11 protein-coding genes are annotated in these 16,948 nt (G+C 65.3%); 2 read left to right on the forward strand and 9 right to left on the reverse strand.

Annotated elements, in window-relative coordinates; translation table 11 throughout:
• Window positions 1–40 precede the first annotated feature (40 nt).
• Window positions 41–2,698 carry a mechanosensitive ion channel domain-containing protein gene (locus HDG32_RS00690; RefSeq protein ID WP_184062433.1) on the forward strand — a complete coding sequence of 886 codons (2,658 nt, stop codon included), beginning with the start codon at window positions 41–43 and terminating at the stop codon, window positions 2,696–2,698.
• A gap of 48 nt (window positions 2,699–2,746) precedes the next feature.
• On the opposite strand, the gene HDG32_RS00695 is transcribed toward HDG32_RS00690, so the two are convergent.
• From HDG32_RS00695 to HDG32_RS00725, 7 genes are all read right to left on the reverse strand, one after another.
• Window positions 2,747–5,008 (reverse strand): ATP-dependent DNA helicase, encoded by a 2,262-nt coding sequence (locus HDG32_RS00695; protein WP_184062435.1) that lies wholly within the window; start codon window positions 5,006–5,008, stop codon window positions 2,747–2,749.
• A complete protein-coding gene (locus tag HDG32_RS00700; protein WP_184062436.1) occupies window positions 5,005–6,774 on the reverse strand; it encodes a VRR-NUC domain-containing protein in 1,770 nt (589 codons plus the stop codon). Before HDG32_RS00700 ends, HDG32_RS00695 begins: the two co-directional genes overlap by 4 nt.
• 69 nt (window positions 6,775–6,843) lie before the next feature.
• Entirely contained in the window at window positions 6,844–7,428 is a 585-nt protein-coding gene (locus HDG32_RS00705; RefSeq protein WP_184062438.1) for an LUD domain-containing protein, read from the reverse strand.
• Window positions 7,415–8,818 carry a lactate utilization protein B gene (locus tag HDG32_RS00710; RefSeq protein WP_184062440.1) on the reverse strand — a complete coding sequence of 468 codons (1,404 nt, stop codon included), beginning with the start codon at window positions 8,816–8,818 and terminating at the stop codon, window positions 7,415–7,417. The genes HDG32_RS00705 and HDG32_RS00710 overlap by 14 nt, the downstream gene beginning before the upstream one ends.
• Complete coding sequence (locus HDG32_RS00715) at window positions 8,815–9,558, reverse strand: (Fe-S)-binding protein (RefSeq protein ID WP_018425278.1); 744 nt, start codon at window positions 9,556–9,558, stop codon at window positions 8,815–8,817. The genes HDG32_RS00710 and HDG32_RS00715 overlap by 4 nt, the downstream gene beginning before the upstream one ends.
• A 154-nt stretch (window positions 9,559–9,712) precedes the next feature.
• A complete protein-coding gene (locus tag HDG32_RS00720; RefSeq protein WP_184062442.1) occupies window positions 9,713–10,459 on the reverse strand; it encodes a FadR/GntR family transcriptional regulator in 747 nt (248 codons plus the stop codon).
• 94 nt (window positions 10,460–10,553) lie between these two features.
• Window positions 10,554–12,368 (reverse strand): S10 family peptidase, encoded by a 1,815-nt coding sequence (locus tag HDG32_RS00725; RefSeq protein ID WP_184062444.1) that lies wholly within the window; start codon window positions 12,366–12,368, stop codon window positions 10,554–10,556.
• A 215-nt stretch (window positions 12,369–12,583) separates the two neighbouring features.
• Here HDG32_RS00725 and HDG32_RS00730 point away from each other — a divergent pair, with 215 nt between their 5' ends.
• Window positions 12,584–13,573, forward strand: a complete 990-nt coding sequence (locus tag HDG32_RS00730) for a ferritin-like domain-containing protein (protein WP_184062446.1) — start codon at window positions 12,584–12,586, stop codon at window positions 13,571–13,573.
• A 68-nt stretch (window positions 13,574–13,641) separates the two neighbouring features.
• On the opposite strand, the gene HDG32_RS00735 is transcribed toward HDG32_RS00730, so the two are convergent.
• Entirely contained in the window at window positions 13,642–14,835 is a 1,194-nt protein-coding gene (locus HDG32_RS00735; protein WP_184062448.1) for a pyridoxal phosphate-dependent aminotransferase, read from the reverse strand.
• A 194-nt stretch (window positions 14,836–15,029) separates the two neighbouring features.
• On the reverse strand, window positions 15,030–16,517 hold the full coding sequence (locus HDG32_RS00740; RefSeq protein ID WP_184062450.1) for an RNA polymerase factor sigma-54: 1,488 nt from the start codon (window positions 16,515–16,517) through the stop codon (window positions 15,030–15,032).
• Window positions 16,518–16,948: the final 431 nt, after the last annotated feature.

Raw genomic sequence — 16,948 nt, forward strand, 5'->3', positions numbered from 1 at the left:
GCACAATCGTCCGCACTGGCTTCATCCCGCTTTACACCCTATGCAAAAATTTCTGCGTATCTGTTTTTTCATTTTTCTGCTCGCAGGCGCGGCGCCCGTCTTCGCCGCCGCGCCTGATCCTGCCCATCCCACGCCCGCGACCCCCGCTTCCGCCGCCGTCACGCTGACACCTCAGCAGGCCCGCGACGCGCTCGCTGTCCTGAACGACCCCAAACGCCGCGCGCAAGTCGCCGATACGCTGCAAGCGATCGCCGCGGCCGGCGCGTTGAGCGCGCCGCCCGCTTCCGCGCCGGCGGCAGCGTCGGCGCCCGCCGCCGCAAGCGGCGCAGCCGCGCTCGTGCCGGACGCGTTCAAATCCAATGGCCTCGCCTCGCAACTCGCGCGCGAGGGCGCGCATTACGCCGGCTATCTCGCGACCTCGCTGCGCGGCTCGATCGCCGCGCTGCTCGACGTCGCGTCGGTGCGCGCTTGGTGGAACTGGCAGTTCGCCAATCCGCACGCGCGCGCGGTGCTGTTCGAGGTGCTGTGGTCGCTGCTGGCCGCGCTGATCCCCGCTCTGGTGCTCGAATGGCTGGCGCGGCTGCTGCTGCGGCGCGTCTATCGGGCGATCGCCGCGCGCCGCGAAGCCGCGCTGCAGGATGACAACGACAACTCACCGCCGCCCGCGCACGCCGCCGGCGCCGCGCCGGCAGGTCATCCGCCGACCGGCACGCCGCCGCTGCCCCCGATGTCATCGGTGCCGTCAGTGCTCGAAGCGCAGGCGCAAGCCGTCGCGACTGGCCCGGCCGCGCCGTACGCGACGCCATCCGCCAAAGGCCGCGCCATCGAAGCCGAAGGCAAGCGCAACGCGACGCACCACTGGACGCTGCTGCAACGTCTGCCGCGCGCGTTGCTGATCACGCTGGTGCGGCTCGTGCCGATCGCGGTGTTCCTCGGCGCGGCGAGCGCGCTGATGTCGATCTTCACCGGCAACGGCACGCCGCAGGATCGCGCGCTCGATTCGCTGATCGACGTCTATGTGGTGTGCCGCTGCGTCGTGATCGTCGGCGCGTTCTTCCTGGAGCCGAGCGCACCGCGTCTGCGGCTGCTGCGCATGGGCGATGCGTGGGCCGCGTTCGTGCTCGGCTGGATCGTCCGAATCGTCAGCGTGGTCGGCGCCGGCGTCGCGCTAGCCGAAGTCGCGCAGGCGCTTGGCATGAACGACGCCGCGCATCTCGCGCTGCTGAAAGTGGTCGCACTCGCCGGTCACGTGATGATCTCGATCCTCGTGCTGCGCTGCGCGAAACCGGTCGCCAACCGGATCCGCAATCGCTTCGCCGCTCACGAGTCGTTAGAGATGTTCGGCAACGCGTTCGCGGACGCGTGGGCCGTGGTGACCGTGGTCATCGTGATGGGCCTGTGGTTCGTCTGGGCCTTCGACGTACGGAACGGCTATCACGCGCTCGTGAATATCGGCGGCATGACGCTCGCGATACTGATCGGCGCACGGCTCGTGTCGATCGTGATCTTCGGCGCGCTCGCGCGCATCTTTCATGTGCAGGACGAAGCGTCACGCTCGCTCGTGCATCAGCACGCGTACCGATACTATCCGGCGCTGCGGCGCGTGATCGGCTGGATCATCGGCAGCGTCACCGCGCTCGTGCTGTTGCAGGCGTGGGGCGTCGACGTCATCGATCTGTTCCGCAGCGGCACGATCGGCCACCGGCTCGCCTCGGCGCTCGCGACGATCGCCGTCGCCGCGATCATCGCGCTGGTGGTGTGGGAGCTCGTCAACGTGTCGGCCGAACGTCGCCTCGATAACTGGACGAGCAGCGGCGATCTGGTGCGCGCCGCGCGTCTGCGCACCTTGATGCCGATGCTGCGCACCGCGCTGTTCTGCGTGATCGCGCTCGTCGTCGTGCTGACCGGCCTGAGCCAACTCGGCGTGAACATCGGCCCGCTGCTCGCGGGCGCGAGCATCTTCGGCGTCGCGCTCGGCTTCGGCTCGCAGAAGCTCGTGCAGGACTTCATCACCGGCATCTTTCTGCTGATGGAAAACGCGATGCAGGTCGGCGACTGGGTCACGCTCGCGGGCGTGTCGGGCACCGTCGAATATCTGTCGATTCGCACCGTGCGGCTGCGCGGCGGCGACGGCTCGCTGTTTACGGTGCCGTTCAGCTCGGTGTCGACCGTGAACAACACGAATCGCGGCATCGGCAACGCGGCGGTGCGCGTGAATATCGTGTTCGGCCAGGACGTCGAGCGCGCGATCGACACGCTGAAGGAAATCGGCGCATCGCTGCGCACGGACGACAACTTCAAGGACGGCATCCTGGCGGACTTCTCGTTCTGGGGCGTCGATGCGGTCGACGGTTCGGCGATCACGCTGGCCGGCCAGATGCAATGCCGCGATACGTCGCGCTGGGGCGTGCAACGCGAATTCAACCGACGCATCCTCGAGCGCTTCAGCGAACTCGGCATCGAGATCGCGAATCCGCAGCGTCATCTGCTCACGTGGGACCCGGCGAGCAAGGCCAGGTTCGACACGGCCCTGCCGCGCGAACGCCATGGCGACCGGCCGGACGGCGACGCCGCGGGGGACGGCCACGCTCCGCACAAGGGCGACGCGCCGCTCGACGACCAGATCCCGGTTGATCCGAGCCCGGCCGGCGGCCCTGGTACGCCCGGCAATCCGGGCTCGACCTCGCCGCACGCGTGACGCGTGACGCGTCGCGCGTCGCGCGCGTAAAGGTTCGCTAGCGCGGCGCTAGCGAACCTGCCACCAGCGCGGCAACAGGCGCCGCACTTCCGGCCTGCGAAAGCGGTCGTCGATCAGATGCACGACGCCGCGGTCCTCTTCGGTGCGGATCACGCGCCCCGCCGCCTGCACGACTTTCTGCAAACCCGGATACAGGTACATGTAGTCGTAGCCATTGCCGAAGCGCGCATCGAGCGCGCGGCGCATCTGCTCGTTGACGTCGTTGATCTGCGGCAGACCGAGCGTCGCGACGAACGCGCCGATCAGTTGCTGCCCGGTCAGATCGACACCCTCCGAAAAAGCGCCGCCGAGCACCGCGAAGCCGATGCCCTGATTCATCGTCCTGAAGCGCGCGAGAAACGCATCGCGCGCGGCTTCGTCCATGCCGGGTTCCTGCGCCCACACCGGCAAGCCGGGATGCCGCTCGCGCAGCAGCGCGACCACGCGTTGCAGATAGTCGAAACTGCTCAGGAACCCCAGATAATTGCCGGGCTGGGAGTCGTACTGCTTCGCGATCAGCTCCACGATCGGCGCGAGCGAGCGTTCGCGGTCACGCCAGCGCGTCGACACATGAGCGGCCACGTGCACCTGCAACTGCTCCGCGCGAAACGGTCCCTCGACGTCGAGCCATTGCGTGTCCTCGGCTAGCCCAAGTGTGTCGCGATAGAAATGCTGCGGATTCAGCGTGCCGGAGAACATCACCGTGGTACGCGCGGCCGCATAGCGTGGCGCGAGGAACGGCGCGGGGATCACGTTGCGCACACAGAGCGTCGCACTGGTTTTGTCGCGCGGCGCGTAGCGCTCGGCGCTCAATGTCACGTCGAACATCGAGTGCTCACCGAATTGCTCGGCGAGCGCGACGAAGTGCATCGCGTCGAAGAAAACTCGCAGCGCATGTTCGTCGATCGACAACGGCGCGTCGGCGAGCTGATCCGTTACCGCGCCGATCAGATTCTGCGCGGCGGACAGCAATTTACCTGGCACCTCCGCATACACCTGATAGCTGGATGTCTGCGTGCGCTTCACCGCATTCCACTCGCGCTGCAAGCGTTCGAGCGGCTTCTTCAGCGCCACCGGCGCGCTCTTGCGCACGAGCCGGAACGCGCTTTGATCTAGCGACGCGGTATACATGCGCCGCGCGCGTTCGAGCAGGTTGTGCGCTTCGTCGACCAGCACGCCGACGCGCCACTGGTTGATCTGCGTGAGCGCATGCAGCATCGCGCTCCCGTCGTAGTAGTAGTTGTAATCGCCGACGATCACATCGGCCCAGCGCGCGAGCTCCTGCGACAGATAGTACGGACAGATATTGTGCGTGAGCGCAGCCTCGCGCACCGCCGCGCGATCGAGCCGTGGCGTCGCCAACGCGGCGGCGCGCGCCGCATCGAGACGGTCGTAAAAGCCGCGCGCGAGCGGACAGGACTCGCCGTTGCAGGCTTTGTCCGGATGCTCGCAGGCTTTGTCGCGCGCGACGAGTTCGAGCGTTCTGAGCGGCAACGGCGCGCTCTGGTGCAGCGAGTCGATCGCATCGAACGCGAGCGCGCGGCCCGGCGTCTTCGCGGTCAGAAAGAACACGCGATCGAGCCGGTCTTCGCCGCAGGCTTTCAGCAACGGAAAAATCGTCGCCAGCGTCTTACCGATACCGGTCGGCGCCTGCGCCATCAACGGCTTGCCGTCGCGTGCCGCGCGATACACGGCCACCGCGAGCTCGCGCTGCCCGCGCCGAAACCGCCCATACGGAAACTGCAACGCGACGAGCGCCGCGTTGCGCGCGACGCGATGCGCGTCTTCCTGCACGGCCCAATCGAGAAATCGTTCACACTGGTCGACGAAGAAGATTTCGAGTTCGCGCGCGCTGTGCTGTTGCGTCAGCACGGTTTCCTTCTGACTGCCGATATCGAAGTACACGAGCGCGACCGTCAGCTCGCCGAGCCCGCGCGCCCGGCACAGCAGATGCCCATACACGAGTGCCTGCGCCCAATGCAGCACGCGATGATTCGCGGGCATACGCGCGAGATCGCCGCGATACGTCTTCACTTCTTCGAGCCGGTTCGCGATTCCGTCGTAGCCGTCCGCGCGGCCGCGCACGGTCAGACTGCGATACGTGCCCGTCAGCGTGAGTTCGGTTTCATAGCCGCTCGCGCGACGGCCGGCGACCATCTGATGACCCGCGATGCCTTCGAGCGAAGTCGGCGCGGGCGTGAAGCGCAGATCGAGATCGCCGCGCCGAGCGGTGAATTCGCACATCGCGCGGACGGCCACCACGTAGCTCATACGACGCGCTCCGCTTCGGCTTGCGTCGCGGCTTCCGCTTCGCTCTGCGCCTCTTGCCCGGCCCAGCGCACATCGACGACGCGCACCGGCATGCCGTGCTGCGCGCAGTACGCGAGCCAGCGGATCTGGTTGTCCTGCAGACGATCGCCGGGGCCTTTCACCTCGATCAGTTCATAGCGACGCTCGGCCGGCCAGAACCGGATCAGGTCGGGCAAGCCCGAACGATTGCCGCGAATGTCGCGCAGCAAGCGCTCGAAGCACAGCTTCAGATGCGCGGCGGGCAGACAGTCGAGCGCGGGCGCGATGAGGTCGGGCGTCAGCAGTCCCCAGAACACGAACGGCGACTGCATGCCGGCCTTGTCGTGCAGATGCCGCAGAATCGTGTCGCGATAGACGCCGCTATCGAGCTGCGCGAAGCACGCGGCGAACTGCGTGGCGCGACGCGCGTGAAAGTCCGGCGCGTGCAGATCGGCCGGTCCGCGTTGGAACGGATGAAAAAACGCGCCGGGCAACGCCGTGAACACCGGCTCCCAGCACAGCAGGCCGAACAGCGAATTGATCAGCGCGTTCTCGACGTAGTGCACCGGCGCGGCGTCGCTGCTCAAATGATCGCGCACCAGGTACTCGACGGCCACCGGCGTATCAGGCTTCGGCAGCACCAGCGTGCCGCGCTCCACAGGCCTCGCCGCTGCGGCGCGCGGCACCCGCTCGCCGCACTTGCGCCGCAAGCGCGGCAACATCCGGGCGACGCGCTGCGCCTCTTCTTCGCTCTCAGGCGCGGCATCGGCCTGCGAGGCCAGCGCCAGCGCTTCGCCGTAACGCTCGCTGCGCTCGAGCACGCGCATGCGTCGAAGACGCGCGCCGGGCCAAGCGCACGCGTCGTACACCGCGAGCGCGGTGTCCCACTGCCCGCGCCGCTCGCAATCCTGGCCGATCCGGAACAGCAGTTTCGCGCGACGCGTTTCGAGCCACGGATTCGCGGTGCCGATCGAGCGGACGGTCGCGATCAGTTCGTGAAGGTTGGGGGTGTCGGTGCCGACCGGTAGCCATTCGAGCGCTTCGCGGCACGCGTGCAGCGCGAGATAAACGTCGACGTCCACGCGTTGCTGGAACGCGCGCGACAAAGGCCCGAACGCGACCTTCTCGTACTGGAACACGCCAAGATCGGCGAGCACGAACTCCGACCAGTCCTGATGCAGATTGCCGAAGAACATCAGGCGCAAGCGATCGCACAACGGCGCGATCGCGACGTGCAGCACGCGGTCCGTAGAAGCGTCGTGCCAGGCGGCGAGCGGACGCGATGTGCACGCTTGCGCGTCGCCGCTTGCGGTTTCATGAAACTCGCGCAGCGTTTCGAGCAGATCCGGTTTGCGCAAAGCCTTTGCGCCGGGAATCCGCGCGATCGCGTCCGAGAAGATGTCCAGCAATTGCGCACGCGTGCTGAGCGCAAACAGGTCGTCGAGAGACAGGGCCGGCTCGGTGTCGATCCAGCGATGCACCGTCATCGGCATCGCCGCCTGCAACGGACAGCCGATTTCGTCGTAAGCCAGGCGGCTCGCGCGGAACAGCATGCCCTTGCGCATCAGCATGCGCACGAGCAGCGCACGCGATGCCTGCGGCAACGTCGCGAAAGTTTCCAGAAAAGCGTGCTCTTCGTCGTCGAGCAGATCGTCGTAACGCGCGGCGAGCCACGCAAGCGCGCGCTCGAAATTCAGCAGGTAGTAAGGGGCTTCAGAGCGGATCTCTGAGCGAGCATCGGTTGCCACGGACTTTGTGCAGGACCTGTATGTTTATACAGTGATGATAGCAAAGTCCGGCGCTGCGACCGCCGCGCATCAGCCCGCGAGCCACACGACCGTCAGCGAGCGCACGCCCTGCGCGCCGCGAATCAGTACGCCCTCGATATCGGCGGTGGCCGAAGGGCCGGTAACGAGCGCCGCGTAACGCGCCCTGCGGAAATCGTCGCGACGATAGACGTCTTGCAGTCCATCGAGCAATTGCGCCGGATCGAGCAGCACGACCAGATGCTGAACGATGTAGCCCAATGCATTGACCACATATTCGCGCTCGCTAAACCACACCGAGCCGGTTTCGGCGACGCCAAAGCGCGCACGGACCAAACCGACGTCGACGTCCTGCAGCGATGCGGGGTCCGTATCCGCGCCGATCTTGCGCGTGCCCGGCACTTCGGCGCTCGCCGATGCGATCGATGCCGTCGCGCCAAAACGCTCGCGAATCAGATCGCTGACGTCGCTCGCGCCGGCCGCTTCGACGCAAGTGCCGCCCATCGTTTGCAACGCCGCCGTGAAGCGCGCCCGCAGATCGCCGCCAACCGCTTCGAACAGCGGCACGTCGGGACGCGGCCGCGCGGCCGGTTGCGCGGCGCGCACCTTGGCGAGAAAAGCCTCACGCGTTGTCATCGCCGCCTCCGCGATTCTTTTTGTACCAGGCATGAAAAGTCATCTTCGGCGCCTCCGGCAATTCGCGCTGCCGGCCCCAGATATTCAGAGGGTTGTACAGCACGAAATTCGGCAGCCGCCGCAACGCGCTGCCCATCGACGACACCGTCGCGCGATACAAGGTCGGACTCGATAGCAGACGCCCCGCCATCTTCAGGACCTCCTGCTTCACGAACGGCACTTCGTGCTGCTCGGCGATCACCGCGCGCCATTTATAGATCTGCTCGTGAATGTTGATCTTCACCGGACACACATTCGTGCAACTGCCATTGAGTGTCGATGCGAACGGCAACGCGCTATAGCGTTTCAGATCGAACGTCGGATTGATGATCGCGCCGATCGGCCCCGAATAGGTGCCGCCATACGACAGGCCGCCGCTGCGTCGATAGACCGGACACGTATTCATGCACGCGCCGCAGCGTATGCATTTGAGCGAGTACCAGAAGTCCTCCATCGCGAGCCGTTCGGAGCGGCCATGATCGACGAGGATGAAATGCATCTCGGTGCCCGGCCGCGGCGCACGAAAATGCGATGTGTACTGCGTGATCGGCGAACCCAATGCGCTGCGCGACAGCATGCGCACGAACACGCCGAGATCCGACACCTTGGGTATCAGCTTCTCGATTCCGATCGATGCGATATGCAGCGGCGGCACGTTCGCCGAAAGATCGGCATTGCCTTCGTTCGTGCAGACGACGACCGTGCCCGTTTCCGCCACCGCGAAATTGCAGCCGGTCATGCCAGCCGTTTTCTCGCGCACGAAATACGGCCGCGTATTCATGCGCTGGCTTTCGGCCAGATAGTGGATATCACTATTCTTCGGATCGGTGCCGATGGTCCGGCCGAACAGCTCGGCCACGTCCGCGCGCAGCTTGTGCACGGCCGGCACGACCATATGACTCGGGTCCTGATGATCGAGCTGCTGGATGCGCTCGCCGAGGTCCGTTTCCATCACGGTAATGCCGCGCGGTTCGAGATACTCGCGCATCCGGCATTCGTCGGTCAGCATCGACTTGCTCTTCACGAGCGTCGTCATGCCGCGCCCGGACATCAGCTTGTGGACGATCGCGTTGTGCTCTTCCGCGCTCGCTGCCCAATGCACGACCACGCCATTGGCCTCGGCCGCCGCCGCGAACTGCTCCAGGTAGTCGGCCAGATGCGACAGCGTGTGTTCCTTGATGCCCGACGCCAGCGAGCGCAACGTTTCCCATTCGGCAATGCCGTGCGCCTGCGCGTCGCGTTTCTCGCGCAGGTCCCACAGACGCTTGTCGTGAAACGCGACATGCTCGGTCTTGCTGATGAAAGAACCCGCGGCTTTGGCGTGATCGATGCGGTGATGGTCGCCGCTCATGCGCGTGCTCCATTGAGAACCTGCGCGATATGAATGAAGCGCGCGTCGGCTTTCATGCGTTCCGCGCAACCCTGCTGGTGCATCAGGCACGACATGTCGCCCGAAACGATGTACTCGGCGCCCGCATCCAGATGGTCGCGCACCTTGTCCTGCCCCATGCGCACCGACACCGCCTCTTCGGTGACCGAGAACGTGCCGCCAAAACCGCAACATTCGTCGGGCCTCGCCGGCTTGACGAACTCGATGCCCTTCACGCCTTCGAGCAACGCGCGCGGCTTCGAAAACGGCGTGCCGGCGATTTCCGACGCCGACGCCTGCTTCAGATGACGCAGCGCGCTGCAACTGGTGTGTAGACCGACACGATGCGGAAACTCGGCCCACGGAAATTCGCGCGCGCCGATCACGTCGTGCAGAAACTCGACCAGTTCGTAAGCGCCTGCGCGTACTTTCTTCACTTCGTCGGTCTGCTCGAGCGCGGTCAGATGTTCGCGCACGTGATGAATGCAACTCGCGGACGGCCCGACGATGTAGTCATAACCCGCGAAGTTGCGCGCGAATAGTCGCTCCGTGGCGGCGGCGTCCGCATGCGCGCCGCTATTGGCCATCGGCTGGCCGCAGCAGGTCTGCTGCTGCGGATAGTCGACCTCGATGCCGAAACGTTCGAGCAGTTCGAGCGTCGCGATACCGACCTCGGGATAGAACGCGTCGATAAAGCACGGGATAAACAGCGCGACTTTCATAGGCTCTTCAGGAAAAGCGGCGGGAACGATGTCTGTTGACCGGTGTGGCCGGTGTGGCCTGTCTGGCCGTCTTGGTCATGTTGGTCTGACCAAGACTATAAAAAAGTCCGTTGGCGGTGTCAATTCGGACGGCGCGGGCCTTGAAATCAGGGAATCAGGAAATCACCGCAGCCGACGGCTTCGTCGCATCGTCCTTGTAAATCTCTCGCACGAACGCCAGATGCCGCTCGGCGGCCTTGCGTGCCTTGGGCGCATCGCGTGCGACGACCGCGTCGTAAATCGCCTGGTGCTGGCTCATCAACTGCTTTTCCATCGCGTCGTCGTAATCGATCAACCGATGATACTGGCGCATGCCCTCGCGAATCAGCGCATGAATGCCGTGCATCACATGCGCCAGCGCGACATTGTGCGTAGAGTCGGCGATCGCGAGATGAAACGCGGCATCGAGTTCGGCGAGATTCGCGCGATCGCGCGAGAGCGACGCGGCCTTCAACGCCTCGAACGCCGCGCGGATTTTCTTCAGATCGGTGGCGGTTGCGCGCTGCGCGGCATAGACCGTCGAAATCGCTTCGAGCCCCTGGCGCAACTCCAGAATGTCGGCACTGGTGCGCGGATTCTGCAGCAACAGTTCGGCAAGCGGCTTCGAGATGATGGGCGCGGTCACGTCGACCACCGTGAAACCGCCGCGCCCCGACGTTTCGATGTAACCGTCCGCCTCCAGCCGGATCAGCGCCTCGCGCAGCGATGGTCGCGACACGCCGAGCTGCGCCGCGAGATCGCGCTCGGCCGGCAGACGGTCGCCGGGCATCAGCGTGCCCTCCGAGACCAATTGCTTGATCTGGTCGGACACCACGTCGGAAATGCGCTTGCGCGCGAAGGACGGAATCGGGGTGAATGGCATGAGCGGCGAACGATGAAGCCGGTTGACAGAGCGCGCGGCTACTCCACGGTGCGGGGAATTATACCGTTCGACACCGTGCGACGATTCGCCGATCTCAACGCGGCTGCGCCGTATAAAAGCTCACGAGGTCACGCTTCATCGCGTGCAGCGCGGCATCGTCGAGATACACCATATGGCCGGTCGGATAGTAGGCGATGCGCACGTTCTCGCGCAGCGACCGATCGAGGCCGAGATGCGCGAGCGCATATTCGGTCGCATAGAACGGCGTGGCGAGATCGAAGTAGCCGTTCAGCGATAACACCCGCAACTGTGGATTCTGCCGCATCGCTTCAGCCAGATCGCCGCCCGCGTAGGGCAGCTCCAGCCGTTCGCCCCACCATTCGCGATGTTTCCAGTCCCATTGCTTCAACGCGTCGTCGCTGAACACCAGGTAACGGTCGGTTGGCGTGTAGTGCAGGTCGTCCGACAGATGCTGATGAAGCGCCGCATTGAACGCATTCGACACGCTGCTCACCGACGCATCGAAGTCCGGATCCTCCGATGCATCGTCGTAGTTCAGGCCTTCGAAACGCGCATCGTAGCGGCCCACGCTGCGCGACTCGTTGCGCAGCAACTCGTTTCGAAAACGCGACGGATAAAGACGCAGACGGTTACGCTTCACGAACCCCACGTCCAATCCGGTGAAGTACGCGATGCGCGCGGCGATCGCGTCGCGCTGGTCGTCGGGCAGCGCATCGCCCTGTTCGAGCGCCTGCGCATAGGGTCCGCGGGCGAACGCGCGTGCTTCGTCGAGAAAGGCCGGCAGGCTCGCGGGCTTCGGCGTGACCTTGTCGTGATACCACGCGATCGCCGCGAAACTCGGCAGATAACTCTCGCTCCTGAAATCGTTGCCAGGCGTGAACGCCGCGGAATTGAGCACCGACGACAGCAGGATCACGCCGTTCAGCGCGATATTGTTCTGCCCCAACCGATAAGCGAGCATCGCGGCGCGCGCGGTGCCATACGATTCGCCGAGCAGGTACTTCGGCGAATTCCAGCGCTGATTCATCGTCAGATAACGGTCGATGAATTGCGCAAACGCACTGACGTCCTGATCGACGCCCCAGAAGTCCTTGCCCGTGCCATGCCCGACCGGTCTCGACAGGCCCGCGCCGACCGCGTCGATGAACACGAGGTCGCTGGTATCGAGCAGGCTGTCGGGGTTGTCGTCGAGCGTGTACGGCGCGGGCGGCGTGCTCGCGGGGCTCGCGGTGCGCACGCGTTTCGGGCCGACCGAGCCCATCATCAGGAATACGCTGCCGGCGCCTGGGCCGCCGTTGAACAGAAAGGTGATCGGACGCGTCGCAGGCGTCCTGCTCGGCACCGTGTACGCGACATAGAACACGCTCGCGTTCGGCGCGCCGGTCTTGTCGTGCAGCAACAGATTGCCCGCGCTCGCCGTGTAGTCGAGCTTGCGGCCGTTCAGGCGAAGCGAATGCGTGGTGACGCTGGTGGTTTCGGGCGGCACGGGAATCGCGGGCGTCGAAGCCCTGTCGTTGCGAGGCGTTGCCGTCGCGTCGGCCGAGTCCGGTGCATTCGATGCAGCCTGCATGTCGCCACGCGCAGCCGTCCGCTTGCGCGGCTCGCCGTTCGGGCGCGCCGTCATCGCGTGCGGCTCGCTCGGTTCGCCGACCGGCGACGCGTTCGCCTCCGGCCCCTGGCGTGGTGCGATCGGCGCGAATGCGGCGGCGTCCGTGCTTCCCCCCGTTGCCGTGCTTTCCGAGGTGCTCGACGCATCGGCCTGTTCGGCTGCCATGCACCGTTCGCCGAACGGCACCACACCGGCGACAGAAAGCGTCACCGTCAGCGCGGCGGCCGGCAATCCGGCTGTCAGCAAGCGGCGCAATGAAGAAGAGAAGCGATGAATCATGAAGTTTTCCGCGACGAGTCGAAACGCGCTGGAATCGGGCTGGCCGGGTTCGGGAGCACACCCGGCGCTCGATTCTTGACGCAAGTTTGCGCGGCGTCAACGGTCGGCGCCACAGCACGCCGAACATTACGAAGCGCTTTTTCCTCGACGTGGCGCAGACCTGCGCAGTCATGGCAGAATCGACAGCGCCTTCGTCGCCTTGTCGAGAATACCCAATGGACCAACTGGTACTGGATGCATTCGACGCTGCCGCGCTGATCCCCGGCTTTCGCGCGCCGCAACTGCCGCACGAGCAGCCCGACCCCTCGACCCTCGAGGCCGCCGACCACGCGATGCGGCACTGGACTAGCACCGTCAACGGCCCGCTGGCGCCCGGCTCCGACGTGCACCGGCAGGAAATGTGCCGCATGTTTCGCGAGACCTTCAATCCGTATCGCCCGTCCGTGCTCGCATGGCCGCAGCTCGAAGCCGCGACGCTCAAGCGCATCGTCGATCTGCCGATCTGGGACATCGCCGTGCAAACCGAAGGCAGGGCGCGCCTGCGCATGGCCGCCTACGCGGCCTCGCTCGACACCCCGGAGCTGCGCGACGCACTTGCGCTGAACGCGTGGGAAGAGAACCGCCATAAGGAAGTGCTGTCGCGCATGGTGCATGCGTATGGCATCGCGCTCGCGAGCGAGCCGTCGTACGTCTATCCGAAAGACACGGAACGGGCTTACCTCGTGACCGGCTATAGCGAATGTATCGACAGCTTCTTCGCGTTCGGCCTGTTCGAGGTGGCGCGGCGCTCGGGCCTGTTCCCGCCGGCACTGACCGAGACATTCGAGCCGGTGATGCAGGAAGAGTGCCGCCATATTCTGCTCTTCGCGAACTGGGTCGCGTGGCATCGCGCGCAGCTTTCATGGTGGCAGCGCATCCGCTTCGAGCTCAAGGTGGCGGGTGTGTGGGCGTTTCTGGTGTGGGAGCGCATTGGCCTCGCACGTGCGATGGATGCTGACGGCAACGTCCATGAGCACGATAACAACTTCACGGTAAACGGCGCGCAGTCGGTAACGGATGTCGATATCAGCGTGCCCGAATTGATGCAACTGTGTCTTCAGGAGAATGAGCGGCGATTTGCTGGGTATGATCCACGGTTGTTGCGGCCCGAAACGATGCCTCGGCTGGTGCGCTTCGGCCTGAAATTCGTGCGCAGGAAAAAGTAAGCCGCGCCGAACGCACTGCCCAGCCACCTTCGGCTGGCCGTGGTGCCCAGCGACCGGATCGTCGCAATCTACAACCCACCGCCCTCTCGGCCCCGCCCCCCTTCCACGAACCGCGCGATCCTCTCGCACGCCTCGATCAATCGATCCTCGCCCACCACCAGCCCCAACCTCACGAAGCCGTTCGCCGTCTCCCCGAACGCACTCGCGTCGAGCACGGCCACGCCTTGTGCGCGAAACAGCTGCCATGTGAACTCGGTCGTATCGAGCCCGGTCCCGCTGACGTCGACCATCATGAACATGCCCGCTTCGGGCAACAGGCACCGCAAGCCCGGCACACGATGCAAGCGCTCGAACACGACGTCGCGCCGCCGCCGGTAGATCTCGCGAATATCGGCGACGATCTCCGCCCTGTTCTCCAAAGCCGTCAACGCGGCCTGCTGGATGAAACCCGGCAGGCCGTACAGCATCGCGAGCGCGAGCCGCGCCATGTGCTCGATCAGCGTCGCGGGCCCGATTGCCCAGCCGACGCGCCACCCCGCCATCGCATGCGACTTCGACAGGCTGCCGAGCGTGACCGTGCGCTGCGCCATGCCGGACAACGACGCAATGCTCACGTGATCGCGTTCGAACGTGAGTTCCGCATAGACCTCGTCGGACAGCACCCACAGGTCGTGCTTGCACGCGAGCCGCGCGATGCGTTCGAGATCGGCGCGCTGCATCACCACGCCGGTCGGGTTGCACGGCGTCGCGAAGAAGATCGCCCTCGTGCGCGGCGTGATCGCCGCTTCGAGCGCGTCGCAGTCGACGTGAAACGCGCGCGCCGGATCGACCGGCACCGCGACGAGCGTCGCACCCGCCGCGCGCACGCAGGCCTCGTAGGTCAGGTACATCGGCTCGGGAACGATCACTTCGTCGCCCGCTTCGAGCAGGCACAGCGACACCGCGAACACGCCGTTTTGCGCGCCGGCGGTCAGCACCACGTTGGCGGCGCTCACGTCGCAGCCCGTCGTGCGCGCGTGCTCGGCGGCGATCGCGGCGCGCAGCGGCTCGCGACCGGCCATCGCCGTATAGTGCGTGTCGCCGGCCCGCAACGCATCGATGGCGCGCTCGACGATCGGCGCGGGCGTCGAGAACTCGGGATCGCCGACGCTCAGCACGATCACGTCTTCGCCCCTGGCAGCCGCCTGCTGCGCGACCCGATGAATTTCCCACGCCGACGTGCGCCGCCCTTGCAGTCGCTCGACCAGATTCGAATACTTCATTGCGCTCACCCGTTGTTGTGCGATCCGTTCCGCCGATCTCTTTCCAATTGACCCGCCAATGTAAAGGCACGCCGGCGAAACGTCCAGATACGAAAAAGGGTCATGCGAGCGGATAACCTCGCATGACCCTGTGCGCAATGTACTGCTGTTTGAATGACTGTTTTGCTTCAAACCCCCGTTAAGACTTCGGCGCGTCAAAGCTGCCGGCGCAGTTCAGCCGGCGGCACCTTCATCAGATGCCGGTATTTCGCCACCGTGCGTCGCGCGACCAGCACGCCCTGATCCGCGAGCATCTTCGCGAGCGTCACGTCCGACAGTGGATCGCGCGTATTTTCCGCGGCGATCATCTCCTTGAGCAGCGCGCGCACCGCGGCGGCCGAGCAGGTTCCGCCGCTTTCGGTGCCGAGCTCGCGCGGGAAGAAATGCTTGAACTCGAAGATGCCGCGCGGCGTTGCCATATATTTGTTGCCCGTCGCGCGCGAGATTGTGGATTCGTGCAGGCCCAGCTCGTCAGCCACGTCACGCAGCACCATTGGCTTCAGCGCGATCTCGCCGTACAGGAAGAACGCCTTCTGATGCGCGACGATGCATTCGGCAACCCGCTGGATCGTATCGAAGCGCTGCTGCGCGTTGCGGATCAGCCAGCGCGCCTCCTGCAGCTGCTGCGCGAGCGGCGAACGGCTCGCGCCGGCCGACTGCGCGAATAGCTGCGCATACATGCGATGGATTCGCGCCCGCGGCTGCACCGCCGGATTGATCGACACGACCCACTTGTTGCGCACCTGACGCACGATCACGTCGGGCACGACATAGTTGTCCTCGGTGCGGCCGTAGCAATTGCCGGGCTTCGGATCGAGCTTGCGCACCAACGCGCAAGCCACACGCAATTCCTCCGCGCTGCAGCCGATCTGTTTTTGCAACTCGGCCTGCTCGCGGCGCGCGAGCCTTTCCAGATGATGCTCGGCGATCTGCCGCGCGACGTCACGTCCCGGCGTATTGGCGGGTAGCGCATTGATCTGCAGCGCGAGGCATTCCGATAGCGAACGCGCGCCGAGCCCCGGACGATCGAGCGCCTGCACGAGGCGCAACGCCACCAGCAGTTCTTCCTCGGTTAGCGTGGGTTCCAGATCGACGCTATCGGCCAGGTCGGCCAGCGATTGCCGCAGATAGCCGTCGTCGTCGAGCGCCTCGATGATGAAACGGGCCACCGCGCGATCGCGGTCGTCTAGCCGGTACAGGCGCAACGCGTCGTGCAACTGCTCGCGCAGCGTGGGTTGCGAGCGAGCCCAATCGCCCGGGTCGCTGCCGTCCGCGTCGCCGTTCTGGCGCGTCGAGTTGCGCGAACCGTAGTCGCCGGAAAAATCGGCGGGCATGTCGTCCTGGCCCGCGCTTTCGAGCGTATCGCTACCGGCGCTTTCCGCCGGCAGTCCGTCCGGCTCGGCGGCGGCAAGCGTATCGACGGCGGGCGGCGCGTTGGCGTCTTCACCCTCGCCTGGCGTCGTGCCGGCGAGCGCGACGTCTTCCGCTTCGGATGAGTCGTATTCGAGGAACGGATTGGTATCGAGCGCCGTGCGCAATTCCTGCTGGAACTCGAGAGCCGACAATTGTAAGAGCCGCACCGACTGCTGAAGACGAGGGGTCAGTGCGAGAGACTGCCTTGTACGTAGTTCGATTGAAGGCATTGGAATGATCCCGTTCGTTAGTAGCCTCAGACTCAACGAGCCGAGTTCACTGACCAACGCAACGTCCGTACCAGATCGCGCAAGACGCTGTTTTGATTGCGCTTTGTTTATTCAGGAGGATGAATTGCCCTGACCGGGCGCGCCGGTTTTTACAAACGGCAGGCAATTTCCGGTCCCTTTCTTCACCTCTCCGGCGGCCTCGCGCATGGCCGCACTGCAACCGTATTCGTCAGTCGAAACTCCCCGATGCATGCGGCTTTCGCGAGCGGCACGGATTGGCTCGCAGCCGGCAGGCACGATGGTTGCGGAGCAACGGTGTGTGGACGGACGCCGCCCTTCGCAAACGCCTCGATCGAGCGCGGATGCGAGTACAGCGTCCGGTGTCGAGAAACGGGCCCCTGACGGTACCGTAGCGGCGACGACCCCACGTG

Origin of the sequence: Paraburkholderia sp. CI2 (assembly GCF_014201055.1) — a bacterium.
Taxonomy (GTDB): Bacteria; Pseudomonadota; Gammaproteobacteria; order Burkholderiales; family Burkholderiaceae; genus Paraburkholderia; species Paraburkholderia tuberum.